The following is a 24,092-nucleotide window of genomic DNA, read 5'->3' on the forward strand; positions in this document are numbered from 1 at the left end:
CGCCCGACTCTTGACGAATGAAATGAACGATCTTTTAATTCGTCCATGGGACGTATCGCCGGCGTCACCGCCGCCGAGACGCGGGAACGCCTGCTGCGCGCCGCCGCGGACGTCTTCGCCAGGCGCGGCTACGACGGCACCCGCGTCGCCGACATCGCCGCCGCGGCGGGGGTGAGCAACGGCGCCCTGTACGCCCACTTCGGCTCCAAGGCCGGCCTGCTCGTGGCCGCGCTGGGCGCGCACGGCCGGCGGCTGCTGGCCGGACTGTTCGCCGACGACCCCGATCGTCCGGTCGCCGACCTGCTCGTCGCCGCCGGCCGCCGGCTCCCCCGTCCCCGGGACGCCGGCGGCGACCTCATCGTCGAAGCGCTGGTCGCCGCCCGCCGCGACGAGGACGTGGCCCTGCCCATGCGCGACTACGTCGGCGAGCGCGCCCACTGGCTGGCCGGCCTGGTCCGCGCCGGCCAGGACGGCGGCGAGCTCGACCACGCCCTGTCACCGGAGGCCGTCGCCCACTTCTGCCTCCTGCTCGCGATGGGCAGCGCGCTCATCGCCCCGGACCCCCACCAGGTGGACGAGGAGGAGTGGGCCAGGCTGCTCATCCGCGTCGTCGCCGCCCTCTCCCCCGCCCCACCGCACGAAGGAACGCCGTGAGAGCACAGATCGACCCCGGGCGCTGCCAGGGACATGGCCGCTGCTACGACCTCGCCCCCGACCTGTTCGGCGAGGACGACGAAGGTTACGGAACGGTCCTCGGCGACGGCGCGGTGACGCCGGACCACGAGCGCACGGCGCGGCTGGCCGTCTCCAACTGCCCCGAGCGGGCGATCGACCTCCTCGGGGAGGCGTGACATGAGCGTGGACGAGCGCTTCGTCAAGAACTTCGGCGAGCCGGGCGACGACGAGGAGATCGGCACCCGCAGCGAGATCGTCACCGGGCCGGTCTCGGACTGGGCCACCGACTTCTCGCACCTGGAGCCGGAGTGGGCCGCCGACCCGTACCCCATCCAGGACGACCTGCGGCAGCGCTGTCCGATCGCGCACACCGACCGGTTCGGCGGCGGCTGGCTGCCCACCCGCTACGAGGACGTCGCCGCCGTCGCCTACGACACCGAGCGGTTCTCCTCGCGCTCGATCATCATGAGCAACTTCCGTCCGCCGCGCGAGAGCGCGCCCGTGGGCGGCACGCCGCCGATCTCGTCCGACCCGCCCTTCCACCACGACGCCCGCAAGCTGCTGCTGCCCGCCTTCACCAAGACGGCCGTCGCCAGGCGGGAGGAGTCGACGCGGGCGCTGTGCCACGAGCTGATCGACGGCCTGGGGGGCCAGGACGTCGTGGACGCGGCCCGCGACTACGCCCAGCACATCCCGATGCGGGTGATCGCCGACATGCTGGGCTTCCCGCCCGAGGACGGCCCGCGCTTCCGCGAGTTCATCGAGAACGCCCTCGAAGGCGTCAACCTGCCGCCCGAGCAGCGGACCGCCAACATGGGCCGGCTCTTCGACTACCTGCTGGACCAGATCCGCGACCACGTGGAACACCCGCGCGACGACCTCACGACCTACCTCGTCGAGGCCGAGCTGTACGGCCACAAGCTGGAGGCCGGGCACGTGGCGGGCACGATCGCCCTGCTGCTGATCGCGGGCATCGACACCACCTGGAGCGCCATCGGCGCCTCCCTGTGGCACCTGGCCAAAACCCCCGCAGACCGCGAACGCCTGGTCGCCGAACCCACCCTGCTCCCCACCGCCATGGAAGAGTTCCTGCGCGCCTACGCCCCCGTCACCATGGCCCGGCTCGTCAAACACGACATGCACTGGAACGGCGTCGACATGAAAGCCGACGACTGGATCCTGCTCTCCTTCCCCGCCGCCAACCGCGACCCCGCCCACTTCGACCACCCCACCGACATCCGCATCGACCGCGAGATCAACCGCCACGCCGCCTTCGGACTCGGCATCCACCGCTGCGTCGGCTCCCACCTGGCTCGCATGGAACTCCGCACCGCACTCGACGTCTGGCTCCAACGCATCCCCACCTTCACCCTCGCCGACCCCGACGCCGTCACCTGGGCCGCCAGCCAGGTACGCGGTCCCCGAACCCTGCCGCTGCGCATCGGCTGATCCGCCCGACGCTCAACCCACCTCGGCCGTGACCAGGAACAGCAGGGCCGAGGCCAGGAAGGGGCGGGAGGCGAGGTCGTCGAACCACTCCTCGGCGCCGGGTTCGAGGTACCCGGCGCCGACGGCCCTGACCACGTTGCGGCGCAGGCCGAGGACCTGGTCGGCGGCGGCCAGGTCGCGGAAGACCGGCGCGACCGTCACCACCGACCGCACCGCGAGGCCCGCCTCAGCGCACAACCGGGCCAGACGCCGGCCGAGCGTGCCGTGGCGGATCATCTCGGTGGCGATGAACCGGGTCAGCGTGCGGCCCACGTCCGGGCGCGGCGAGTCGATCAGCAGGCCCTCCCAGTCGGGCTCGGCCATGACGATCCGCGCCCCGGGACGGGCCACCCGGCGGAACTCCGCCAGCACCCGCGCCGGGTCGTCCACGTGCTGCAACACCCGGTCGGTACGGGCCCGGTCGATGCTCCCGTCCGCGACCGGCAGCGCGTGCACGTCCCCGGGGCGCACCTCGACCAGCGGCCGTCCGGCCAGGCGGGCGCGGGCCTCGGCGACCATCACCGGGTCGCGGTCGAGGCCGATCACCCGTCCGGCGGGGGCGACGGCGTCGGCCATGGCCGCGAGGTCCGTCCCCGGGCCGCAGCCGAGGTCGAGCACGGTCTGGCCGGGCCGCAGGTCCAGCAGGTCCAGGACCTGCCGCTTGTAACCCTTGCCGACGTCGGTCGAGGCGACGTGGTCGAGGTAGGCGATCGGGTCGGGGCGGGAGTCGGGGTCAATGTCGATCATGAACCCAGCCAACCAGACGAGTGCGCAGATCCCCGGCACACCAGGTGAAGGTTCCGTGCAGCCCCGCCCGCCCAGGGGTGGGCAGGGCGCAGCGGGTGGGCCGGTCCGGTTGCGGCTCGGCGCGGTGCGGACCGGGCAGAGTGGGTCAGGTGCGGCGGAGGCGCCACAGGGAGGTGATCTCGCTCGCGCGGGCCGCGTGCAAGGGGTCGGACGCGTCGAAGGCGCGCGGGTGCCGGGGCCTGGCCTGGAGGCGGCCCACGACTCGCAGGCCCGCCGTCGCGAAGGCGGACAGGAGCTCGGCTCGGGTCCGCAGCCCCAGGCGTTCGGCCAGGTCCGACAGGATCAGCCAGCCCTCGCCCGCCGGTTCCAGGTGCTCGTCCAGGCCGTCGAGGAAGCCGCGCAGCATGCGGCTTCCGGGGTCGTAGACCGCGTGGTCGAGGGGCGAGGCCGGCTTGGCCGGCAACCACGGGGGGTTGCAGACGACGAGCGGCGCGCGTCCGGGCGGGAAGAGGTCGGCGTCCAGGACGTCGACCCGGCCGTCCAGGCCCAGCCGCCGCAGGTTGTCGCGGGCGCAGGCCACGGCGCGCGGGTCGCGGTCGGTGGCCACGACCCGCCGGACGCCCCTGCGGGCCAGGACGGCGGCGAGCACGCCGGTCCCGGTGCCGATGTCGAACGCCCCGGCGCGCGAGACCAGCGGCGCCCTGGCCACCAGGTCGACGTACTCGCCGCGTACCGGTGAGAAGACGCCGTAGTGGGGATGGACGCGGTCGTTCAGGGCGGGCACTTCGACGCCTCTCCTGCGCCACTCGTAGGCCCCGACGATGCCCAGCAGCTCGCGCAGCGAGGTCACCGACGCCTCCGTCCCGGGGCCGTAGACCTCCGCGCAGGCGCGCCGCACGTCGGGGGCACGCCGCAGGGGGACGGCGTGGTCCGGGTCGAGCGGCACCAGCAGCCGGCCCAGCACGACGGCCCGCTGGGAACGGGCCTGGCGCTGCTGGTGGAAGGCACGCGCGAGCGAGGGAGCGGGCGGGGGTGGGTGGTGGTCGGCGCGCCGTGCCATGGCGCGCAACAGCCGGCGGGCGGCGTGGAAGTCGCCGCGCCACAGCAGTGCCGTGCCCTCGCAGGCCAGGCGGTACGCGGTGGCGGCGGCCAGCCGGTCGTCGGCGATCACCACGCGCGCGGGCGGCGGCGAGCCGTTCTCGGAACGCCAGCGGGCCGACCGGGCCTCGCCGTCTTCGGTCCAGCGGATCTCGAGCACTCAGGGCTCCTCATGATCGAACCAGTGATGGTCATGAAGAGCACTTCGACGCGGTGGATCAGCCTGTGGCGGCCTCCCGCGAGGAAGTGCGCGCCGGGGCGTCGCCGAGAACCATGCCGGGCGGTGGGAACGACATGATCAACCTCCTCGTGGGATCGGGAACCCCCTCATCCTAGGGGGTGGCCCTCACGGGCGCGCGTCGAGCGTTGTCAGGATCCTCTTGACCGCTTTCCCGGACAGATCCGGTCAGGCCGGAATACGGTGGGCCGTTGACGATCGGCCACGCCCGCAAGCCTACGGAGCATCTCCATGCGTACCGCAGCGGCAGTCCTCTCCTTCGTGCTCGCCCTCGCCCTCCTGCCCGTCCAGCCGGTGACCGCCGTCACCGGCGCGTCCACCGCGTCCACCGCGTCCACCACGTCCACCACGTCCACCGCGACCTCCTCGGCCGCCGCGGCGTCGCTGCCGGGCGGCAAGTCCACCTTCGTCGTCTCGCAGGGCCATCTCCAGGCCGCCTCCCGGCAGAACTGGGTGCGTCTGGGCACCTACCGCTTCGCCGCGAACGGCACGGTGAACGCCGCCCTGTACCTGTGGTGGCAGCGCTTCCCCAAGGCCAGGCAGCGCACCGGCACCGTGCCCGACCCGAGCTGCACGACGAAGGCCGGCGGCGTCGCCACCCGCCCGCGCGGCTGCGAGGTGCTCACCGCGGGCGGCTACACCGGCGGGCCGAGCGAGACCCGTACGGGGACGTACACGCTGGCGGGCAACGTGCTCACCATCCGGTGGAAGATCGCCCAGACCTGGACCGAGCAGTGGTACGTCCGCACCTCGCCCGACGGCAAGCTGGCCCGCCTCGACCTCAAGGCCAGCAGCCTGGCCACGCACGGCTACGGTTACGGCAGCAACGCCGCGGTCGGCACCCGGCGCGCGATGAGCTCGGTGCGGGCCTTCCCCGGCTCGCTCCGGCAGGACCTGACGAGCTGGGCGAGCGGCACGCTGGTCAAGGCCGGCGACCAGCCGTTCGGCCTCTCCTCCTTCCGCGCCTGCAAGTCGACCACCTCGTGCCTGACCTACCTGCAGCCGTCCTCGCGGGGAGCGTGCCAGAAGTCGGGCGGCTGCCCCAAGTTCGGCGGCGGGACGCGGCCCAACGTCAGCTCGATCCAGTACTACCTGACGACGATCTCCAAGTCCGACCGCCGCGACACGCTGTGGCACTGGTGCACGTGCCTGGCGATGGAACGCGGCGAGTTCTGCTACACGGGCAACTCCCACGTCAAGCCGCTGATGCAGATCATCGACGACACGGGGGCCTTCCGCGGCTGGGTCGGGGTGGAGGCGTCCTTCTCGACCGGCTCGCGGGCGACGGACATGCTGGCGGTGCTGCGCATCTCCGACTTCCGCTGACCGCGAAGCCGGTTCAGGAGCCGGGTCAGGAGCCGGGTCAGGAGCCGGGTCAGGAGCCGGGTCAGGAGCCGGAGCGCAGTTGCTCGGCGGCCTCCTGGTAGGCGCGGGCGGCCCGGTCGAAGTAGTCGAAGAGCACGTCGCGGTGCTCGGCCGGGTACTCCGCGAGGATGTCGCCGATCTTCCGCCGGACGGGGGCCATGACCTCGTCGAGCTCGGCGGGCTTGCCGACCGGCTCGACGATCACCTTGCGGCGGTCGTCGGGGGCGGGGACGCGGCGGACGTACCCGGCCTGTTCCAGCCGGTCGATCAGCCGGGTGGTCGGGCCGGTGGTCAGGCCGGTGCGGGTGCCGAGCTCGCCGGGGGTCATCGGGCCGGCGAGTTCGAGGACGTTCAGGGCGTACAGGTCGGTGGCGCCCAGGCCGCAGGCTTTGGCGCCGGCGTGGCCGTGCAGCATCACCGCGCTCAGGTAACGGCGGTAGAGCCGGCCGGCGTCGGACGGGTCCGGGGTGTTCGGCACACGATCCTCACTTCCTGTTCTCCCTCCTGGAGAAGATAAATCCTCCAAGAAGTAACTTCTTCTGTGAAGTTACCACGTGGGAGGCGCGCAGCCGTCCCAGCGCGAGCGGGACGAGGGTCGTGAGCACCACGGCGGTCAGCAGGACGGCCAGGTGCAGCGGGGTGCGCAGGAAGCCCAGCGCCACGATCAGCGTGGTCGCGGCGGCTTCGGCGCTCATCGGGGCAGGGCGCCACCGCGCGAGCGGTAGACGATGTACGGCCTGGCCAGGTACGCGACGGGGGCGGCGAAGGCGTGCACCAGGCGGCTGAACGGCCACAGCGCGAACAGCGCCAGCCCGAGCAGCGTGTGCGCCTGGAAGACGAACGGCGCCGACGCCATGGCGTCCACGTCCGGCTCCAGTTCGAGCAGGCTGCGGAACCACACCGACACGCCGAGCCGGTAGTCGTAGTGGCCGAACGGCCCGAGCAGGGTGGCGATCAGCCCGGCGAGCAGCACGGTGGCCAGCACCGGGTACAGGACGCGGTCGGAGCGCCCGGACGCCCGCCGCACGGCCCGCACGCGCAGCCGCCGCCACAGCAGCACGCCGAGCCCGGCCACCGTGGCCAGCCCGGCCAGCCCGCCGACGACCAGGGCGTTGAGCCGGTACATGGGCTCGGTCACGTGCACGGCCTCGGTGAACCGCTCGGGGACGAGCAGGCCGACCAGGTGCCCGCCGATCACGAACAGCAGCCCGAAGTGGAACAGCGGCCCGCCCACCCGCAGCAGGCGGCTCTCGTGGAGCTGGCTGGAACGGGTGGTCAGCCCGAACCGGTCGTAGCGGTAACGCCAGGCCACCCCGGCCGCGAACAGCACCAGGACGACGTACGGCAGCACGCCCCACAGGGCGATCTCCAGATGTCTCATCAGCGGACCCCTCCGGGAACCTCGGGCAGAACGGTACGGCCGACCCGCTCGGCGGGCGGGCCGAGCGCCACCCGCTCCCGCACGGTCCGGCGGTCGGCGGACGTGGCGCGGGGCAACGTCATCAGCACGGCCTCCACGACGGCGGCGTAGTGGCTGCGGCGCGCGGTCAGGCCGGTGCGCAGCAGGTCGAGGCCGGGCCGGTGGGCCCGCAGCAGCCGGCCGCCGGGGCCGGGCACGCGGGCGGCGAACTCCAGCATCACCGGCAGGAAGTCGGGCAGCTCCCCGGCGCCGGGCTGCCAGCCGTGGTCGCGGTAGAGCGTCTTGAGCTCCAGGAGGGACTCGCCGCGCCTGCGGGTGTCGCCGTCGCCGTAGTAGGTCATGTGGAGCGTGCGGCGGCCGCTGCGGTCGAAGGTGGCCACGTACGCGGCGCCGGCGTCGAGCGCGGGCTGGGCCATGGCCTCGGCGCAGAAGCCGCGCAGGCGCTCGGTGGCGGCGCCGCCCCCCGTGTCCAGCGCGGTGCGCACCAGGTCGAGGCGGGCGGCCCAGTCGTCCCCCGGGTAGCTCAGCAGGAGGGAGGCGGCCTGGTGGATCAGGCGGGACTCGTACCGGTTCACTCGCCCGCCTCACCCTTTGACGGGAACAGGCCGTCGGGTGTGCCCTTGCCGTCCCAGTTGAGGAGGTTGACCCGGCCGCGCAGCCGTTCGTCCTTGGTGACCGGCGGGCTGTGGAAGCCCTCGGCGAGCATGCCGGGGCCGCCGGGGGCGTCCAGGCTGCATCCCGCCTCCCCGACGTGGTCGGAGGTGACGTAGGCGGTGGGGATGACGTACCGCTCGTCGTACTTGGCGAGGGCGAGCAGGCGGTACATACGTTCCAGGTCGGCGGCCTCCAGGCCGGTCCCGGCGGCGATGCCGGGGTCCGGCTCGTCGCCGAGGTTGCGGGCCCGCATGTGGGAGCGCATGGCGGCCAGGCGGCACAGCGCGGCCTCCACCGGGGCCGGGTCGCCCGCGGTGAACAGCTCGGCCAGGTAGCCGACCGGGATGCGCAGCGAGCCGATGGCGCCGAACAGGTTGCCCGCGTCCTCGCCGTCGTGGCCGGTCTCGGCCAGCGCGTCGACGATGGGCGACAGCGGCGGGACGTACCAGACCATGGGCATCGTGCGGTACTCCGGGTGCAGGGGCAGCGCGATCCGGAACTCGGTGATGAGCCGGTGCACGGGCGAGCAGCGGGCGGCCTCCAGCCAGTCGTGCGGGATGCCCGCCGCCTCGGCGGCGGCGACCACCCCGGGGTCGGCGGGGTCGAGGAAGCAGTCGAGCTGCGCCTGGTACAGGTCACGTTCCTCGGGCACGGCCGCGGCCTCCCCGACGCGGTCGGCGTCGTAGAGCATGACCCCGAGGTAGCGCAGGCGGCCGACGCACGTCTCGGAGCAGACCGTCGGCTCACCCGCCTCGATGCGCGGGTAGCAGAACGTGCACTTCTCGGCCTTGCCGGTCTGGTGGTTGAAGTACACCTTCTTGTACGGGCAGCCGGACACACACATCCGCCACCCCCGGCACCGGTCCTGGTCGACCAGGACGATGCCGTCCTCCATGCGCTTGTACATCGCCCCCGACGGGCAGGCGGCCACGCAGGAGGGGTTGAGGCAGTGCTCGCAGATGCGCGGCAGGTGGAACATGAACGCCCGCTCGTAGTCCAGGCGCACGGTGTCGCTCACCTTGCGCAGGACGACGTCGGCGGCGAGCTGCTCCGGGCCGCCGCCCAGGTCGTCGTCCCAGTTCGGGCCCCAGGTGACGGCGGTGGGCCGTCCGTCGATCAGCGAGCGGGGCGGCGCGGTCGGCACGTCGTCGCCGAGCGGCGCGCTGATGAGGTTGTCGTAGTCGTAGGTCCACGGCTCGTAGTAGTCGTCGAGGCCGGGGAAGTCGGGGTTGGCGAAGAGCGTGGTCAGGCGGCGCAGCCGGCCGCCGGCGCGGGGCACCAGGCGGCCGTGGCGCAGCCGCCAGCCACCGCGCCACCGGTCCTGGTCCTGCCAGCCCCGGGGATAGCCCTGGCCGGGGCGGGTCTCGACGTTGTTGAACCAGACGTACTCGGTGCCCGGCCGGTTGGTCCACGTCTGCTTGCAGGTCACCGAGCAGGTGTGGCAGCCGATGCACTTGTCCAGGTTCATCACCATGGCGATCTGGGCCATAGGTCGCATCAGTAACGCACCTCCTGATCCCTGCGGCGGATGACGGTCACCGCGTCGCGCTGGTTGCCGGTGGGGCCGTAGTAGTTGGGGGCGAAGGAGAGCTGGCCGTACCCGCCGATCAGGTGGGTCGGCTTGACCAGGAGCTTGGTGAGCGCGTTGTGCACGCCGCCGCGCCGGCCGGTGGCCTGCGACTTGGGCACGTTCACCAGGCGTTCCTGGACGTGGTACATGAACACGGTGCCGGCCGGCATGCGGTGGGAGACGACGGCGCGGGCCACCACGACGCCGTTGACGTTGAGCGCCTCGATCCAGTCGTTGTCGGCCACGCCGATGGCGGCGGCGTCCTCGACGCTGATCCAGATGACCGGGCCGCCTCTGGCCAGGGTCTGCATGAGCAGGTTCTCCTGGTACTCGGAGTGGATCGACCATTTGGAGTGCGGCGTGAGGTAGCGGACGTTCACCGCCTTGCCGCCGTCGGGTGCGGCGGGCAGGCTCTCGCCCAGCGCGTCGAGGTCCAGCGGCGGCCGGTAGACGGGGAGCTGCTCGCCCAGCTCGGCCATCCAGTCGTGGTCGAGGTAGAAGTGCTGGCGGCCGGTGAGCGTGTGCCAGGGCTTGCGGTGCTCGGTGTTGATGGTGAACGGCGCGTACCGGCGGTCGTGCCCCTCCGCGCCCGACCACTCGAAGCTGGCCCCGGCGGGCACCGGCCGGTCCTGGGTGTCGGAGAACACCGTGCGGTGCCCGGCGACCGACGCGCCCAGCTCCGACAGCCCCGAGCCGGGGCCGCAGCGTTCGGCGAGCCGGTCGAAGCCCTCGGCGGCGATCCTGCCGTTGGTGGTGCCCGACAGCGCCAGCACCGCCTCGCACAGCTTGACGTCGCTGTCCAGCAGCGGACGGCCCTCGGCCGGGCCTCCGGCGGCCGTGCCGCAGCGCGCGGCGAGCCAGGCCGACTCGGGGACGGGCCGCACGGTGACGCCCTTGACGGTCATGCCCTGACGCTCGGCCAGCGGGCCGAAGGCGGCCAGCTTGTCGGCGATCGCGGTGTAGTCCCGCTCGACCAGCGTCACGGCGGGCATGGTGCGGCCGGGTACGGGCGCGACGCCGCTCTCCCGCCAGTCGGGGACGCCGCCGCCGGGCTGGGCGATCTCGCCGGGCGTGTCGTGCTGGAGGGCGGTGCTCACCAGGTCGTGGGCGACGTCGAGGCGGCCGGCGGCCAGCTCGCTCAGCTTGCGGGCCAGGGAGTGGAAGATGTCGAAGTCGGTGCGGGCCTGCCAGGGCGGGTTGATCGCCGGGGTGAAGGCGTGCACGAACGGGTGCAGGTCGGTGCTGGACAGGTCGTGCTTCTCGTACCAGGTGGCGGCGGGCAGCACCATGTCGGCGAAGAGCGTCGTGGAGGTCATCCGGAAGTCGAGGGCGAGCAGCAGGTCGAGCTTGCCGCGCGGCCCCTCCCGCCAGGTGACCTCCCGGGGACGGTCGCGCGGCGGCGCCTCCTCGGCGGTGGCGTTGTCGGGCGCGCCCAGCAGGTGGCGCAGGAAGTACTCGTTGCCCTTGGCCGAGGAGCCGATCAGGTTGGCCCGCCAGACGGTGAGCACCCGCGGCCAGTTCTCCGGCGCGTCGGGGTCCTCGCAGGCGAACGCCAGCCGTCCGGCCCCGACCTCGCCGGCGATCCAGCGGGCCGGGTCCTCGCCGCCGTCGTGGATGCGGCGGCCCAGGTCGAGGGGGTTGGCCGCGAAGGTGGGGTAGCTCGGCATCCAGCCCAGCCGGGCCGACTGCGCCACCAGGTCGGCGGTGTGCCGCCCGGCGAACCGGCGGGGCCCGGCCGGGCTGGACAACGTTCCCGCCGAGAACCGTTCGTAGCGCCATTGGCCGGTGTGGACGTACCAGTACGGCGTGCCGGCCATCTGGCGGGAGGGGCGCACCCAGTCGGCCGCGGTGGACAGCTGCTGCCAGCCCGCCAGCGGTCGGACCTTCTCCTGCCCCACGTAATGGGCCCAGCCGCCGCCGTTGACGCCCTGGCAGCCGGTGAGCAGCAGCAGCGTCAGGAAGGAGCGGTAGATGGTGTCGGAGTGGAACCAGTGGTTGGTGCCCGCGCCCATCACGATCATCGCCCGGCCGTCGGTGCGTTCGGCGGTGGCGGCGAACTCCCTGGCGATCCTGATCGCCTGCGCGGCCGGGGTGGAGGTGATGCGCTCCTGCCAGGCGGGGGTGCCGGGGGCGTCGGGGTCGTCGTAGCCGGTGGGCCAGTGGCCCGGCAGGCCGGGGCGGGCGACGCCGTACTGGGCCATGAGCAGGTCGAAGACGGTGGTGACGAGCCGGTCGCCGACGCGCCGGACCGGCACGCCCCTGCGGACGACCCCGGGCTCGTCGAAGCGCGGCAGGACCACCTCGGCGCTGTCGCAGCCGGGCGCGTGCAGGGTGAGCAGCGGGTCGAGGTCGCCCAGGTCGAGGTTCCAGCGTCCCTGCTCGGCGCTCCAGCGGTCGCCGAGCGTGCCGTTGGGCGCGACCGGGCGGCCGGAGGCGGCGTCGAGGATCATCGGCCGCCACCGGTCCTCCTCTTCCTGGCCGCCCAGGTCGGCCGAGGTCAGGAACTTGCCCGGACGCAGCCCGCCGTCGTCGTGCTCCTCCAGGCCCACCAGGAAGGGCAGGTCGGTGAAGCGCCTGACGTAGCCGGTGAAGTGCGGGGTCTGCCGGTCGGCGAAGAACTCGCGCAGGATGACGTGCCCCATCGCGACGGCGAGCGCGCCGTCGGTGCCGGGATGCGGGTGCAGCCACTCGTCGGCGAACTTGGTGGCGTCGGAGTAGTCGGGCGAGACCACGATCACCTTCTGGCCCCGGTAGCGGGCCTCGGTGACCCAGTGGGCGTCGGGGGTGCGGGTGACCGGGACGTTGGCCCCCCACAGGATGAGGTAGGCCGCGTCCCACCAGTCGCCCGACTCCGGCACGTCGGTCTGGTCGCCGAACACCTGCGGCGAGGCGACGGGCAGGTCGGCGTACCAGTCGTAGAAGGACAACATCGGCGCGCCGATCAGCGACATGAACCGGGCGCCCACCGCGTGCGAGGCCATCGACATGGCCGGGATCGGCGAGAACCCGGCGACCCGGTCGGGCCCGTACGTCATGAGCGTGTGGACGTGGGCCGCCGCCGCGATCTCCAGCGCCTCGTCCCATTCGATCCTGACCAGGCCGCCCTGGCCGCGGGCCGACTGGTACCGGTGTCGTTTGCGGGGATCGGTGGTGATCTCGGCCCAGGCCGCGACCGGGTCGCCCAGGCGGGCCCTGGCCTCGCGGTACAGCCCGACCAGGACGCCGCGGGCGTGCGGGTAGCGCACCCGGGTGGGCGAGTAGGTGTACCAGGAGAAGGCGGCGCCGCGGGGGCAGCCGCGCGGTTCGTACTCGGGGCGGTCGGGGCCGACGCTGGGGTAGTCGGTCTGCTGGGTCTCCCAGGTGATCAGGCCGTCCTTGACGTAGACCTTCCAGGAGCACGAGCCGGTGCAGTTGACCCCGTGGGTGGAGCGCACCACCTTGTCGTGCGCCCATCGGCGCCGGTACGGGGAGTCGTTGACCTTGTCCTCGCCGCGGTACACCGCCCGCCGGTCGGGCGTGGTGTCGGCGCGCAGCAACTGGGTGCCCGCCGCCAGCAATCGCGCGGCCGCCGTGTCGGCGGCGCGTTCGGCTCGTGTCAGATGCATGCGTATTCCGCCAGGCACGACACATGACCCCCTTACGTGGAGATGACGCTGTGGGTATCCGCGCCGGTGCGGCTGGGACGACGCTTCCCGTAACCGCGGAAACCAGCGAATCGACCGAAAGTGATGCGTGCAGTCAGACGACTGTTTCAAGCATGCGACAGTGTCCATATGGAATGTGTTAGTTCCCCGAGAACGTTTCGCCGCCCCCGAAAACACCATTAGGTCTATCGACCGAAATAACGCGATAAAGGGGAAATGTCGGCGGATCAGGCGTTCAGGAGTCGGCCGCCTCGGTCAGCCGCCGCAGCACGTGGACGAGCGTCGTACGGTCGTCCGGGGCCAGCTTCTCCAGCGCCTGGCCGATGCGCTGCCGCCGCGCGGCGCGCAACCGCTCCAGCACCTCCCGGCCGGCCGGGGTCGCGCTGATGCGGATCTCCCGGCGGCTGTGGGCGGCCGGGGCCCTGCTCAGCAGGCCGGCGGTGTCCAGGCGGTCGACGACCCGGCCGGCCGCCGACAACGACATGTCCAGGCGTTCGGCCAGGGAGCGGAGGTTCATCGGGCCGTGCCGGTCGACCGCCAGCAGCACCCGCAGCCGGGGCACCGACAGGTCGCCCAGCGCGGCCATGGCGTCGAGCGTCGCCTCCACCAGCACCAGGGACGCCTCCTCGATGTGCCAGGCCGAGTCGTCCATGACCGCACCTTCACGCGGTGTCGTGGAGCGGCCCGGGAAAACTGAAGCCGCTCGTCCGACATTTTTCCACATAACGGGCCACCTGTTCATCACTGCGCCGACGACCGGAAAAGGAAATTCCTAGCAGCGGCCGGCCCGTGACGCACCCCCCGACCGGTATGAGCGTGGACGACACCGCCCGTCCGGCTGAGCGACGGTGTTCACCACCCATTACAGAGGTTTTCCCCGGAGGTTTTCAAATGGTGATGAATTGCGGATGGCCCCTCAAGCCTCAGTGACACCGATCGGCCCCGCCCGTCACAGGGGACACGCGGGACGACGGGAGCGGAGGTCGCACAGGGAGGGTCAGGGGATGCGGGCCACGGCTCCGTAGTTGCCGGACGAGCCGGGCGCGTCGGCGCAGGTGGGCTCGTCCCCGTCCGGACGCCACTCGGGGACCCAGACCAGGCCGGGCTCCAGCAGGTCGAGACCATCCAGCAGGTCCGCGACCTCGTCCCGGGTGCGCACGGTCAGGCCGGGCAACGTCATGGCGAGCATGCCCCGCACGGCCGGGGCCAGCTCTCCGGGCACGCCGTCGAAGGTGATGTGCAGCAGGCCGAGGAAGCTGCCCTCGGGGGCGGCGTGCCGCAGGCGCTTGATGACGGTACGGGCGCACTCGTCGTCCAGGCTGTGGGCCGACAGCAGCAGCACCGCGATCGGCCGGTCCCAGTCGAGGAACGTCTGCACCACCGGGTCGCCGAGCATCTCGTCCATCTCCCGCACGTCACCGTCGACCACGCGCACCAGGTCGCAGAAGGGCTCGATGGTGGCCTGGGCCAGCGTCAGGGCCATCGGGTCGCTCTCGACGTACACCACGCGGACGTCCGGGCCGGCGGAGGTCAGGCGGGCCACGTCGTGCAGGCGACTGCCGGCCGACGGGCCGTTCGGCACCCCGCTTCCCACGATCATGAACTGGTCCACGCCTTCGACAGCGGCCAAATGACGGATCACCCGCGACAGGTATTCAAGGACAGCACGGGCCGCGGTGGTGGCGACAGGAGTCACTTGATCGAAATGCCGAACCAGGTCTCTGTCGGCGAGGAAGTTGTTCTTCCCACCGGCGGCGGCATCCAGGATCCGGGTGATCCTGGCGTGCGCCGTGCCAAGCCTGGCCAAATTACGGACAGCACGCTGGCGCATGAGCGTTGCCCCTTTCCCCTCGCCGCCACCTTCTTGCGGTAGGCGATCTTTGGACTTCACTCGTGACTCAGACCATATGTTCCAACAATTCCAGTTAATGACAATGGGGCAGACCGGTTATTTCGGGAAATGTTTGTTACCAGAACTTCCGGCGAGATCATTTGGACGGCGTCCGCGCGTAGGATCGGCGGGGTCGAGGTGGAGGTGGCCGTGCCGGAGGATCATGCAGCGCCGCTGGCCGGGATGCGGATCGTCGAGTTGTCCAGCTTCGTCGCCGCGCCGCTCGGCGGGATGACGCTGGCCCAGCTCGGGGCGGAGGTCGTCCGCGTCGATCCGGTCGGCGGCGGGCCCGACGCGCGGCGCTGGCCGCTCGCGCCCTCCGGCCGCAGCCTCTACTGGGCGGGGCTGAACAAGGGCAAGCGCTCGGTCACCGTGGACCTGCGTTCGGACCGCGGGCGGGAGCTGGTCGCCGACCTGGCCGTCGCGGCGGGCACGGTGCTCACCAACGCGCCGCCGCGGGCCGGGCTGTCGTACGAGGAGCTGGCCGCGCGCCGCCCCGACCTGGTGTACGCGCGGCTGCTCGGCCACCGCGACGGCCGTCCCGCCGTGGACTACACGGTCAACGCCGGGCTCGGCCTGCCGTACGTGACGGGTCCCGCCCACCACGACGGCCCGGTCAACCACGTGCTGCCCGCCTGGGACGTCGCCTGCGGCCTCTACCTGGCCGTGGGCCTGCTCGCGGCCGACCGCCGGCGGGCCGCGACCGGCCGGGGACGCCGCATCGACGTGGCCCTGCACGACGTCGCCCTGGCGACCATGGGCAACCTGGGCCTCCTGGCCGAGGCCCAGCTCCGCGGCGCCGGCCGTCCACGCATCGGCAACGACCTCTACGGCGACTTCGGCCGCGACTTCGTCACCGCCGACGGGCGGCGGCTCATGGTCCTGGTCCTCACCGGACGCCACTGGCGCGACCTGGTCGTCGCGACCGGGCTGGGACGCGTGGTGTCGGCGCTGGAGGAGGCGCTGCCCGCCGACTTCGGCTCCGAGTCCGACCGGTACGCCCACCGGGAGGCGCTGGGCGGGCTGCTCGCGCCGTGGTTCGCCGCGCGGACGGCGGCCGAGGCCGAGGAGGCGCTGACGGGCACGTCGGTGTTGTGGTCGCGGTACCGGACGTTCGAGGAGCTGGCCGCGGGCGGGGCGGCGGCGTTGCGGGCCGAGCCGCTGATGTCCCCGCTCGACCAGCCGGGCGTCGGCCCCCACCTGGCCCCCGGCGGCCCCCTTCTCGTGGACGGCCGCCAGGTCCCGCCGTCGCCCGCTCCCGAGCTGGGCGAGCACACCGACGAGGTGCTGGGCGAGCTGCTGTCGATGTCGGCGTCGGAGGTGGCGGAACTGCGCGCGCGGGGCGTGGTCGCCTGACGCCCGAGCCGTTTCAACAGGCCCGAAAACCGAATTACGGGCCCGAAAGATGACAGGTCGCGGGAGCGCTCCCACAGCCTCGAACAGCCCCCTGAACTGCTGCTTTCCGAATACAGTTCAAGTTTCACACAAAAGGAGCCGGACGGAACCTCGTTCAGACGATTCCGACGCCGGGCCTTGACATCGCAGGCAGGCCCTTTGTGGTCACTCCGGCCGTGAATCGTTCCACCATCTGCCATATGGGCACTGAGCTGGTCTTTCAGGCACGCACTACAACCAGTCAGCCGGTCCGCAAGTTCCGGTGCGTCCGTTATCTGATATTGCGGTGGCCGTCACGGGGACAGGTGACATACTGCGTTGGGAGCGCTCCCGTGACCCTTCGATGAGCCCACGAGGACCGGTAGTGAACCATCCCGACCCCCTGCTCGACGCCCCGCGCCCCTGGGCCGCCCACATCTGGTGGATCGCCCTGGCCGTCGGCACGGCCGGCTTCGCCTTCGTCTGGCTGGCCACCCCGCACGCCCGCGAGATCGACGCGGCCTGGCAGCTCGCCGCCAAGCTGCTCGCCTTCGCCTGCCTGTGCTGCGCGATCGCGTTCTTCCCCTGGGTGTCGCCGCGCCTGCACTGGCTGCTGTACGTGCCGTTCGTGTTCCTGACCGGCTACCTCATCCCGAGGATCAGCTGGTTCTACTACGGCGACGGCGCGCGGGCCCAGGGCGACAACTTCTACACGCACCTGTACCTGCTGCTCTACCCGGGGATCGTGCTGACGGTCGCCGCCGCGTACCGGATCGGGGGCGGCTCGCCGGGCCGGTGCCTGAAGATCATGGCCACCGGGGTGCTGATCGTGTTCTCCGGCTTCCTCGACGTGATGTGGCAGGTGGTCAACCCGGTCGAGCTCCCCGACCGGATCGACGCCCCGCACATCAACCTGTTCACCGGCGGGCCGATCCCGTTCTGGGGGGCGATCGTGTTCACGCTGGCGCACGTCCCGGTGATCGCCGGGATCAACCTGCTTCCGCTGGATCGCTGGATCGCACGCCTGACCGGGGCCGGCGCCGGCACGGACGCCACCCCGAGGAGGTGACCCCCTTGCCGAACAGGCCGGCCGTCGACGTCTCCGTGGCGGCACCCGCGTACAACGAGGCGGACAACATCGCGGCGGCGGTGACGGAATGGCGGGAGTACCTGGAGCGCCACCCGGGGGTGGGCGCGTGGGAGATCGTCGTGTGCGACGACGGCAGCTCCGACGCGACCGGGCAGATCCTGCGGGAGCTGCGGGAGGGCTGCCCGCAGCTCGTCGTCGTCACCTTCGGGCGCAACCGGGGGGCCGGGGCCGCCATCGCCGCGGCCGTCGCGCGCACCCGGCTGGACTGGGTGGTGCTGCTCGACTCCGACGGCCAGTTCCCGATCGCCAACCTCGACGCGTTCCTGGAACGCATCCGGGACGGCGGCGGGCCCGCCTTCTCGGGCGCGCGGGTCAGGAAGGCCGACAGCCTGCCGTACCGGTGGGGGTCGGCGGCCAGCGGCGCGGTCAGCAACCTGCTGCACCACACCCGCTACCGCGACTTCAACTCGATCTTCAAGGTGGTGCGCGGCCCGCTGTTCAGGGCGCTGCCGCTGGAGTCGGCGGGCATGAACTGCTCGACCGAGATCACCGCCCGCGTCGCCGAGCTGGGGCACGCGTGGGAGGAGCTGCCGATCGAGCACCGCGAGCGCGGCGGCGGCAGCCGGGGCTGGCGGTTCTGGCGCGGCGCGCGCGACCGGGCGTTGTTCGTCGGCTATCTCGGGCTGCGCCGCTGGCTGCTGCGCCGGGGCGTGCTGCGGGCGCCGCTCGCACCGTTCCCGCTGGGCCGCTCCTCGCTGGAGGAGGTGCGATGAGCCCGGTGTCGGTGGCCCTGTTCGGCGGCGGGCGCGGCGCGGCCGGCATCGCCCGCGCGCTGCTGCGCACCTCCGGGACGAGCCTGTCCCTGCTGGTGAACGGGTACGACAACGGGCTGTCCACGGGCGCGCTGCGCCGCTGGCTGCCGGGCATGCTGGGCCCGTCGGACTTCCGCAAGAACCTCCTGCTGCACCTCGACCCCGGCGACCCGCGCCACACGCTGCTGGAACGCCGGCTCCCTCCTGGCACCACCCCGGCCGCCCTGGACGCGCTGACCGACGACATCGCCGCGGCGGGCCTCGCGGCGGCGGCACGGGACCTGCGGGTGGTCGCCGAACGCCTGGCCGCCCGGCCCGGCGGGCTCGACCTGGCCGACTGCGCGCTGGGCAACCTCGTGTTCGCCGGGGCGTACCTGCGGCTGGGCGAGGACTTCAACGCGGCGGTAATGGCGTGCGCGCGCACGTTCGGCTCGCCGGTGCGGCTGCTGAACGTGACCGGCGGCGAGAACGCCTTCCTCGTCGCGCTCAAGCAGGACGGCCGGGTACTGGCCGACGAGGCCGACATCGTCGCGCCGCAGGACGCCGGGGCCATCACCGGGCTGTTCCTGCTGCGCGAGCCGCTGACCGCCGCCGACCGCGCCGCGCTGGCGGGCCGTCCCGCCGAGCGGGTGCGCGAGCTGCTGGCCCGCCGGTCCGCGGACGTCACGCCCAACCCCGAGGCGCTGCGGGCCCTGGCCGAGGCCGACCTCGTCGTGTTCGGCCCCGGCACCCCCCACTCCTCGCTGCTGCCCAGCTACCTGACCCCGGGCCTGGCCGAGGCCGTGTCCGGGAGTCGGGCCGCGGCCCGGGTGTTCGTCGTGAACGTCGGCGGCGACCACGACGTCCAGGGACTGACGGCCACCGACCTGGTGGACCGCACGCTGGCCTACCTGGGTGACCCGGGCAACGAGCGGGCCACGATCACGCATGTGCTGAGCGGCCGGGGCACGGCCGGGCCCGCCGTACCGGCCTGCGTGCTGGACCGGGGCTCGTGGGCGGGGGCGCGCTGGATCAGCGCCGACCTGGAGGACCCGGCCAGGCCCGGCGCCCACCGCGGCCCGCGTACGGCCGAGGCGCTGCTCGCGGTGCTCGGCGAGGCGTCGCTGGCGCGGGCCGGGTGAGCCGGATGCTTCCCTGGACGGTCTGGCTGTGCGACCTCGACGGCACGCTGGTGGACTCGGCCCCCGCGCACGAGGCCGCCTTCCGCCACGCCCTGGCCGAGCACGCGCCCGCCGCGCTGGAGACCTTCCGCTACGCCGACCACGCGGGCGCGAGCACCGCCGCGGTGGCCGCCCGGCTGACCGGCGGCCCGGCGGCGGCCGCCCGGCTGGCGCGGCACAAGCAGCGGCTCTACCGCGCCTACGTCGAGGCGGGCCTGGTCCGGCCGTTCCCGGGCGCGCACCGCCTGCTGGACGCGCTGGGCGCGGCGGGCCGGGCGGCCTACCTGGTCACCGGCGGCAGCCGGGCCTCGGTGGAGCGGGCGCTGGCCGCGTGCCCGCTGCCGGTGCGCGACGTGCTGACCGCCGACGACGTGCCGGTGAGCAAGCCCGACCCGGGGTTCTACCGTGCGGCCTGCCGCCGCTGGGGGGTGCGTCCGGCCGCGGCCGTCGCGCTGGAGGACTCCGCGCACGGCGTGGCCTCGGCCGTCGGCGCGGGCCTGGCGACGCTGCACGTGCACACCGCCGAGGCCGCGCCCGGCGCGGTCGCGGCGCCGGACCTGGACCACATCGTGTCCCTGCTGGAGAGGTGGTCGGCGAGGTGAGCGAACGGCGGCTGTGCGCGGTGATCCCGGCCGCGGGGCGCGGGACGCGGCTCGGCCACGACCTGCCGAAGATCATGATCGGCCTGGCCGACGGCGTCACCGTGTGGGACGTGCTGCACCGGCGGCTGCGCCCGCCGGCCGGGCACGTGCACGTCGTGGTGTCCCCGGCCGGCGCGGGCCCGTTCGGCGAGCTGGTGGCGGGGACGCCCGGGGTGTCGGTGAGCGTGCAGGAGCGGCCGACCGGGATGGGCGCGGCGATCTTCGGCGCGGCCGGGCACTGGGCCGGGTACGAGACGATCCTCGTGGTCTGGGGCGACCAGGCGAACCTGTCGGCGCGGACCGTGCGCCGGGTCGTCGCCGCCCATCCGGGCGAGGGGCTGACCCTGCCGCTGGTGCCGATGGACGACCCGTACGTGGAGTACGAGCTGGCCGGCGGGGAGCTCGTCCGGGTGCGGCAGTCGCGCGAGGGCGAGGAGTGCCGTCCGGGCGGGCTCAGCGACATCGGCGTGTTCTGCCTGGCCACCGCGGGCCTGCGGGAGGCGTGGGAGCGGTACGCGGCGGGCGCGGCGCGCGGCGCGGCCACCGGCGAGGTGAACTTCCTCCCGTTCCTGACGCATCTGTCGCGGGCCGAGGGCTGGCCGGTGACGGTCGTGCCGGTGGACGACCCGGCCGAGGCGCGCGGCGTCAACACGGCCGACGACCTGGAGTTCGCCCGGCGGGCGTACGCGCGGTGCTCGGGCTGAGGGGGCGCGCGGCGGGCCTCGTCCGGGGCCACCGGTGGGCGGCCGGGCCGACGCTGGTGAGCACGGCGGCCAGCGGCATCGCGGCGGCCACCACGCTGGTCGTCGCGCGCGGGGCGGGGGCGAGCGCGTTCGGGCACTTCACGGTGGTGTTGTCGATCGCGCTGATCGTCACCGTGGCCATGCTGACGAGCCTGCACTACGTCATGCTCCAGGAGCTGCCGAGGGCCGTGCCGGGCGAGCGTCCGGCGCTGGTCACCACGGCGCTGGCGGCGACGCTGGCGGTGAGCGCCGGGCTGGCCGCGCTGGGCCTGGCGGCCGCTCCCCTGCTGACGTCGGCGCTGAACGTGGACGTCCCGACGCTGGCCTACGGGCTGGCGCTGGCGGTGTCGATGACGGTCAACCAGCTCGCGGACGGCTTCCTGCGGGGGCTGGGCCGGTTCGCGCTGGTGGCCCGGCTCAAGCTGGCGGTCGCGGTCGCCTACCTGGGCGCGGCCTGCTTCTGCCTGCTGGTGCTGGGGATCAGGGACGCCGAGCCGTACCTGGTCGCGCTGATCGTGACGAACGCGGCGTTCGCGGTGGTGGCGACGGCGGGGGCGGGGGTGCGCCCGCGGGCGTTCTCGGTGCGGCTGGCCCGCTCGCTCTACCGGCACGGCGCGTACGTGACGGCCGTCGCCGCGCTGACCGGCCTGCTGTTCGGCGTGGACGTGATCTTCCTCAACCACTGGGCGGCCCCGGCCGACGTCGGCGTGTACTCGGTCTACAACGGCTTCCCCAAGCGGCTGCTCGGCGTGGTGTTCACCGACGGGGTGCTGCTGGTGCTGCTGCCCAGGATGGCCACCGCCGACAAACCGGTGCTGATGCGGCGGATCGCCCGGCTGGTCCCGGCCGTGGCGGGGGTGACGGCGGTCTTCTCCTTCGCCGCGAGCACGGTGTTCTTCCTGCTCATGGGCGGCGAGTACCCGTACTCGACGGGGCTGACGGCGCTGTCGGCGCTGGGCATCGGGGCGCACACGGCGTTCAACCTGTACTCGGTGGCGCTGTCCATGGACGGGGTGCGCGGCGCCCGCGTGCTGATCGGCTGCCTGCTCGCGGGCACGCCGGTGGCGCTGGCCGTGCCGGCCTGGTGTATCCGGTGGCACGGGCTGGCCGGGGGCCTGGCCGGGTTCGCGCTGGCCAACCTTCTCCTGCTGGCCGTCGTGGCCGTGTCGGCCGCGCGGGTCTACCTCAAGGACCTGTCATGAGAATCGCCTGCGTCGTCAACCAGTTCCCGCCCAACGTCACGGCGGGGCTCGGCCGGTACGTCGAGCTGATCACCCCGTACCTGGCCCGCGACCACGAGGTGACCGTCCACACCCTCAACGTCGGCGGCCTGCCCGTGGACGAGCGGGTGGACGGCGTCACCGTGCACCGGCCGCGCGTCCGGCTGCCCGGGACCCGTGGGCGGCGGCTCAACCGCACCCGCCGGGCCGAGTTCCTGCTGCTGACGGCGCAGGTCGTGGCCAGCAACTGGCGGTACGTGCGGCGGCTGCGCCGCGGCGGGCGTCCGGACCTGGTCGCCGTGCACGACTCGACGAACTTCCTGGCCGGCCTGCTCTGCCACTACCTGCTGCGCCTGCCGGTGGTCCTGCACGTGCACACCACCGAGTACGGCGTGGCCGCGCAGCGCACCATCCGCGACCCGCTGAACCTGTTCGCGGCGCTGGAACGCCGGCTGGCCCGGATCTCCCGGCGGGTGGTGGTGGCCACGCCGGAGGTGCGCGCGCAGCTGCTCGCCGCCGGGTGGCGGCACACGCCGATCGACGTGGTGCCGCTCGGCGGGACGTACGAGCGGGTCGTCGCCGATCCGGCCTTCGACCGGGACGCGCTGCGGAGGGGCGCGGCGGCGCTGCGGGAGCGGCTGGGCCTGTCCGAGCGCGACCGGGTGCTGCTGTTCGTGGGCCGGATCGAACGCCAGAAGGGCGTCTACCAGCTCCTGGAGGCGATGCGCGCGGCGTCGGCCGCCGTCCCGGGGCTGCGGCTGCTGATCGTCGGGGAGGGTGACGAGGCCGGCGTCCGGCGCATCGTGGAGGCGACCGGGCTGCGGGCGCGGGTGCTGACCTCGGGCCGCTTCGTCACGGGCCGCGAGTTGCTGGAGTACTACGAGCTGGCCGACGCGTGCGTGTTCCCCTCGTTGTTCGAGCCGTTCGGGCTGGTGGCGACCGAGGCGATGGCGCTGGGACGGGCGACCGTCCTGGGCGACGGCTTCTCCCGGATCTTCCTCGGGGACGAGCCCGGACGGCCCGCCGTGCGGTTCGTGCGGGCCGCGGAGCCGTCCGACATCGCCCGCGGGGTGATCGAGGTCATGTCGGACGAGGGGCTGCGGCGGTCGCTGGGCGAACGCGGCGAGCGGTTCGTCCGGGAGGGCCTGAGCTGGGAACGGGCGGCGGCGGCGACGGCGGGGGTCTACCGGGCGGCTCTCAAGCCGCCCGCCTCCTGAGCGTCAGGCCGGGCTGCCCCGCAGGACGCGCAGCGAGCCGACGGCGAGGCCGGTGACCAGCACCACGTGCACGGCCAGGTGCACGGCCATGAAGTAGGCGGTGAAGGCGGTGCCGCGCTGCCGGTGGACGAACCGCAGCAGCTCCGGGTCGGCCACCACGAACCACCCGACCAGCACGGCGGGCACCGCGAACAGCACCGGCGCGAACAGGCCGAGCGGCAGGCAGGCCAGCGCCAGCGCGCAGGCGAGGATGCCGGCGCGGCTGTTGGCGTTCTCCGGCTTGGCCGCGCCCCGCCTGGCCGTGGCCAGCGCGAGCGGGATCAGCGGCAGCGCCCGCCGCCACTGCTCCGACAGCACGGGCAGGAACCGATGGCCCTCGTCGTGCCGGCCGACCACGGTGTCGGTCAGCACGATCCGGGTGCGGACGGCCAGGCGGCTGCTGTACTCGACGTCCTCGCAGTCGCGCAGGCTCTCGTCGAGCCGCCCGGCCCCGGTCAGCACCTCGCGGCGGATGGCGGCCAGGGCGAACACGACGCTGTTGACCTCGCCGAGGTGCCGGCGCCGCCAGTGGACCTGGTGCAGCAGCCGGTACCACTCCACCGGGCCGTCGTCGATGAGCGGCTCGGTGTCGTAGACGCCGTGCACGCAGCCGACGCCCGGATCGGCCTCCAGGACGGCGACGGCGTTGGCGACCGCGTCGGGCCGCAGCGCCACGTCGCTGTCCAGGAAGAAGATCACGTCGCCGGTCGTGTGCTCGACACCGGCGTTCCTGGCCGCCGACACGCCGCGGTTCTCCGGCAGGCGGACGACCCGGCAGCCCAGCTCCTCGGCGATGGCCGCCGAGCCGTCGGAGCCGGCGTCGTCCACGACCACGATCTCGTCGGGCAGCCGGGTCTGGGCCAGCACCGACTCCAGGCACAGGCGCAGGGTCCTGGCCGCGTTGTAGCACGGCACGATCAGCGAAATCCTCGTCACGAGCGTTGCCCTTCGGCGAGTTCCCCGGCCGCGCGGCGGCCCTCCTCCATGATCTCGCAGAGACCCCGTC

At 73.2% G+C, this 24,092-nt stretch carries 24 protein-coding genes; 13 read left to right on the top strand and 11 right to left on the bottom strand.

All coding sequences use genetic code 11. From position 1 onward, the window contains the following. The first annotated feature begins 45 nt into the window (after positions 1 to 45). From ABZ815_RS34735 to ABZ815_RS34745, 3 genes are read left to right on the top strand one after another with little or no spacing between them, the layout of a single operon-like run. Complete coding sequence (locus ABZ815_RS34735; protein ID WP_357705435.1) at positions 46 to 654, top strand: helix-turn-helix domain-containing protein; 609 nt, start codon at positions 46 to 48, stop codon at positions 652 to 654. Beyond that, positions 651 to 851 carry a ferredoxin gene (locus ABZ815_RS34740; RefSeq protein WP_357705436.1) on the top strand — a complete coding sequence of 67 codons (201 nt, stop codon included), beginning with the start codon at positions 651 to 653 and terminating at the stop codon, positions 849 to 851. The genes ABZ815_RS34735 and ABZ815_RS34740 overlap by 4 nt, the downstream gene beginning before the upstream one ends. 1 nt (position 852) lies before the next feature. Continuing rightward, entirely contained in the window at positions 853 to 2,124 is a 1,272-nt protein-coding gene (locus ABZ815_RS34745) for a cytochrome P450 (RefSeq protein WP_357705437.1), read from the top strand. Positions 2,125 to 2,136: 12 nt separating this feature from the next. Here ABZ815_RS34745 and ABZ815_RS34750 read toward each other — a convergent pair whose 3' ends face one another. Further along, complete coding sequence (locus ABZ815_RS34750; protein ID WP_357705438.1) at positions 2,137 to 2,910, bottom strand: methyltransferase domain-containing protein; 774 nt, start codon at positions 2,908 to 2,910, stop codon at positions 2,137 to 2,139. A 145-nt stretch (positions 2,911 to 3,055) separates the two neighbouring features. Continuing rightward, positions 3,056 to 4,168: a class I SAM-dependent methyltransferase gene (locus tag ABZ815_RS34755; RefSeq protein ID WP_357705439.1), complete on the bottom strand. Its 1,113-nt coding sequence runs from the start codon at positions 4,166 to 4,168 to the stop codon at positions 3,056 to 3,058. A 309-nt stretch (positions 4,169 to 4,477) separates the two neighbouring features. Between ABZ815_RS34755 and ABZ815_RS34760 the strand changes: the two genes are divergently transcribed. Next, positions 4,478 to 5,572, top strand: a complete 1,095-nt coding sequence (locus tag ABZ815_RS34760) for a hypothetical protein (RefSeq protein ID WP_357705440.1) — start codon at positions 4,478 to 4,480, stop codon at positions 5,570 to 5,572. Between the two features lie 61 nt (positions 5,573 to 5,633). Here ABZ815_RS34760 and ABZ815_RS34765 read toward each other — a convergent pair whose 3' ends face one another. The 8 genes from ABZ815_RS34765 to ABZ815_RS34800 all read right to left on the bottom strand — a co-directional run bounded on the left by ABZ815_RS34765 (position 5,634) and on the right by ABZ815_RS34800 (position 14,676). After that, positions 5,634 to 6,089, bottom strand: a complete 456-nt coding sequence (locus ABZ815_RS34765) for a MarR family transcriptional regulator (protein WP_357705441.1) — start codon at positions 6,087 to 6,089, stop codon at positions 5,634 to 5,636. Positions 6,090 to 6,096: 7 nt separating this feature from the next. Then, entirely contained in the window at positions 6,097 to 6,306 is a 210-nt protein-coding gene (locus ABZ815_RS34770; RefSeq protein WP_357705442.1) for a hypothetical protein, read from the bottom strand. Then, positions 6,303 to 6,992 carry a respiratory nitrate reductase subunit gamma gene (gene narI / locus ABZ815_RS34775; RefSeq protein ID WP_357705443.1) on the bottom strand — a complete coding sequence of 230 codons (690 nt, stop codon included), beginning with the start codon at positions 6,990 to 6,992 and terminating at the stop codon, positions 6,303 to 6,305. The genes ABZ815_RS34770 and narI overlap by 4 nt, the downstream gene beginning before the upstream one ends. Further along, positions 6,992 to 7,606, bottom strand: coding sequence for a nitrate reductase molybdenum cofactor assembly chaperone (gene narJ, locus ABZ815_RS34780; protein WP_357705444.1), 615 nt, complete (start codon positions 7,604 to 7,606; stop codon positions 6,992 to 6,994). The genes narI and narJ overlap by 1 nt, the downstream gene beginning before the upstream one ends. Then, positions 7,603 to 9,183, bottom strand: a complete 1,581-nt coding sequence (narH, locus tag ABZ815_RS34785) for a nitrate reductase subunit beta (RefSeq protein WP_357705445.1) — start codon at positions 9,181 to 9,183, stop codon at positions 7,603 to 7,605. The genes narJ and narH overlap by 4 nt, the downstream gene beginning before the upstream one ends. Beyond that, positions 9,183 to 12,860: a nitrate reductase subunit alpha gene (locus ABZ815_RS34790; RefSeq protein WP_357705446.1), complete on the bottom strand. Its 3,678-nt coding sequence runs from the start codon at positions 12,858 to 12,860 to the stop codon at positions 9,183 to 9,185. The genes narH and ABZ815_RS34790 overlap by 1 nt, the downstream gene beginning before the upstream one ends. 274 nt (positions 12,861 to 13,134) lie before the next feature. Further along, positions 13,135 to 13,551 (bottom strand): MarR family transcriptional regulator, encoded by a 417-nt coding sequence (locus ABZ815_RS34795; RefSeq protein ID WP_357705447.1) that lies wholly within the window; start codon positions 13,549 to 13,551, stop codon positions 13,135 to 13,137. A gap of 345 nt (positions 13,552 to 13,896) precedes the next feature. Further along, on the bottom strand, positions 13,897 to 14,676 hold the full coding sequence (locus ABZ815_RS34800; protein WP_357705564.1) for an SAM-dependent methyltransferase: 780 nt from the start codon (positions 14,674 to 14,676) through the stop codon (positions 13,897 to 13,899). Here ABZ815_RS34800 and ABZ815_RS34805 point away from each other — a divergent pair. From ABZ815_RS34805 to ABZ815_RS34845, 9 genes are all read left to right on the top strand, one after another. Then, positions 14,596 to 14,772 (top strand): hypothetical protein, encoded by a 177-nt coding sequence (locus ABZ815_RS34805; protein ID WP_357705571.1) that lies wholly within the window; start codon positions 14,596 to 14,598, stop codon positions 14,770 to 14,772. The two genes, ABZ815_RS34800 and ABZ815_RS34805, sit on opposite strands and share 81 nt — an antisense overlap. Positions 14,773 to 14,940: 168 nt before the next feature. Then, a complete protein-coding gene (locus ABZ815_RS34810) occupies positions 14,941 to 16,146 on the top strand; it encodes a CoA transferase (RefSeq protein ID WP_357705448.1) in 1,206 nt (401 codons plus the stop codon). Between the two features lie 403 nt (positions 16,147 to 16,549). Beyond that, positions 16,550 to 17,233 carry a hypothetical protein gene (locus tag ABZ815_RS34815; RefSeq protein WP_357705449.1) on the top strand — a complete coding sequence of 228 codons (684 nt, stop codon included), beginning with the start codon at positions 16,550 to 16,552 and terminating at the stop codon, positions 17,231 to 17,233. 5 nt (positions 17,234 to 17,238) lie between these two features. Continuing rightward, positions 17,239 to 18,027, top strand: a complete 789-nt coding sequence (locus ABZ815_RS34820) for a glycosyltransferase family 2 protein (RefSeq protein ID WP_357705450.1) — start codon at positions 17,239 to 17,241, stop codon at positions 18,025 to 18,027. After that, entirely contained in the window at positions 18,024 to 19,187 is a 1,164-nt protein-coding gene (locus tag ABZ815_RS34825; protein WP_357705451.1) for a 2-phospho-L-lactate transferase CofD family protein, read from the top strand. The genes ABZ815_RS34820 and ABZ815_RS34825 overlap by 4 nt, the downstream gene beginning before the upstream one ends. 5 nt (positions 19,188 to 19,192) lie before the next feature. Then, entirely contained in the window at positions 19,193 to 19,828 is a 636-nt protein-coding gene (locus tag ABZ815_RS34830; protein ID WP_357705452.1) for an HAD family phosphatase, read from the top strand. Continuing rightward, a complete protein-coding gene (locus tag ABZ815_RS34835) occupies positions 19,825 to 20,571 on the top strand; it encodes an NTP transferase domain-containing protein (protein ID WP_357705453.1) in 747 nt (248 codons plus the stop codon). The genes ABZ815_RS34830 and ABZ815_RS34835 overlap by 4 nt, the downstream gene beginning before the upstream one ends. Then, positions 20,559 to 21,812: a hypothetical protein gene (locus ABZ815_RS34840; protein ID WP_357705454.1), complete on the top strand. Its 1,254-nt coding sequence runs from the start codon at positions 20,559 to 20,561 to the stop codon at positions 21,810 to 21,812. The genes ABZ815_RS34835 and ABZ815_RS34840 overlap by 13 nt, the downstream gene beginning before the upstream one ends. After that, positions 21,809 to 23,047, top strand: a complete 1,239-nt coding sequence (locus ABZ815_RS34845) for a glycosyltransferase family 4 protein (RefSeq protein ID WP_357705455.1) — start codon at positions 21,809 to 21,811, stop codon at positions 23,045 to 23,047. The genes ABZ815_RS34840 and ABZ815_RS34845 overlap by 4 nt, the downstream gene beginning before the upstream one ends. 3 nt (positions 23,048 to 23,050) lie before the next feature. On the opposite strand, the gene ABZ815_RS34850 is transcribed toward ABZ815_RS34845, so the two are convergent. Next, positions 23,051 to 24,022, bottom strand: coding sequence for a glycosyltransferase family 2 protein (locus tag ABZ815_RS34850; RefSeq protein WP_357705456.1), 972 nt, complete (start codon positions 24,020 to 24,022; stop codon positions 23,051 to 23,053). Positions 24,023 to 24,092: the final 70 nt, after the last annotated feature.

It is taken from the genome of Nonomuraea sp. NPDC047529 (assembly GCF_040642995.1).
Lineage (GTDB): Bacteria > Actinomycetota > Actinomycetes > Streptosporangiales > Streptosporangiaceae > Nonomuraea.

Excerpts from the sequence above, each read along its gene's own strand:
- ABZ815_RS34735 (WP_357705435.1), top strand. The coding sequence starts at position 46 with ATGGGACGTATCGCCGGCGTCACCGCCGCCGAGACGCGGGAACGCCTG.
- ABZ815_RS34760 (WP_357705440.1), top strand. The coding sequence starts at position 4,478 with ATGCGTACCGCAGCGGCAGTCCTCTCCTTCGTGCTCGCCCTCGCCCTC.
- ABZ815_RS34830 (WP_357705452.1), top strand. The coding sequence starts at position 19,193 with ATGCTTCCCTGGACGGTCTGGCTGTGCGACCTCGACGGCACGCTGGTG.
- ABZ815_RS34790 (WP_357705446.1), bottom strand. The coding sequence starts at position 12,860 with ATGCATCTGACACGAGCCGAACGCGCCGCCGACACGGCGGCCGCGCGA.
- narI (WP_357705443.1), bottom strand. The coding sequence starts at position 6,992 with ATGAGACATCTGGAGATCGCCCTGTGGGGCGTGCTGCCGTACGTCGTC.
- ABZ815_RS34745 (WP_357705437.1), top strand. The coding sequence starts at position 853 with ATGAGCGTGGACGAGCGCTTCGTCAAGAACTTCGGCGAGCCGGGCGAC.
- ABZ815_RS34770 (WP_357705442.1), bottom strand. The coding sequence starts at position 6,306 with ATGAGCGCCGAAGCCGCCGCGACCACGCTGATCGTGGCGCTGGGCTTC.
- ABZ815_RS34795 (WP_357705447.1), bottom strand. The coding sequence starts at position 13,551 with ATGGACGACTCGGCCTGGCACATCGAGGAGGCGTCCCTGGTGCTGGTG.
- narH (WP_357705445.1), bottom strand. The coding sequence starts at position 9,183 with ATGCGACCTATGGCCCAGATCGCCATGGTGATGAACCTGGACAAGTGC.
- ABZ815_RS34825 (WP_357705451.1), top strand. The coding sequence starts at position 18,024 with ATGAGCCCGGTGTCGGTGGCCCTGTTCGGCGGCGGGCGCGGCGCGGCC.
- ABZ815_RS34750 (WP_357705438.1), bottom strand. The coding sequence starts at position 2,910 with ATGATCGACATTGACCCCGACTCCCGCCCCGACCCGATCGCCTACCTC.
- ABZ815_RS34845 (WP_357705455.1), top strand. The coding sequence starts at position 21,809 with ATGAGAATCGCCTGCGTCGTCAACCAGTTCCCGCCCAACGTCACGGCG.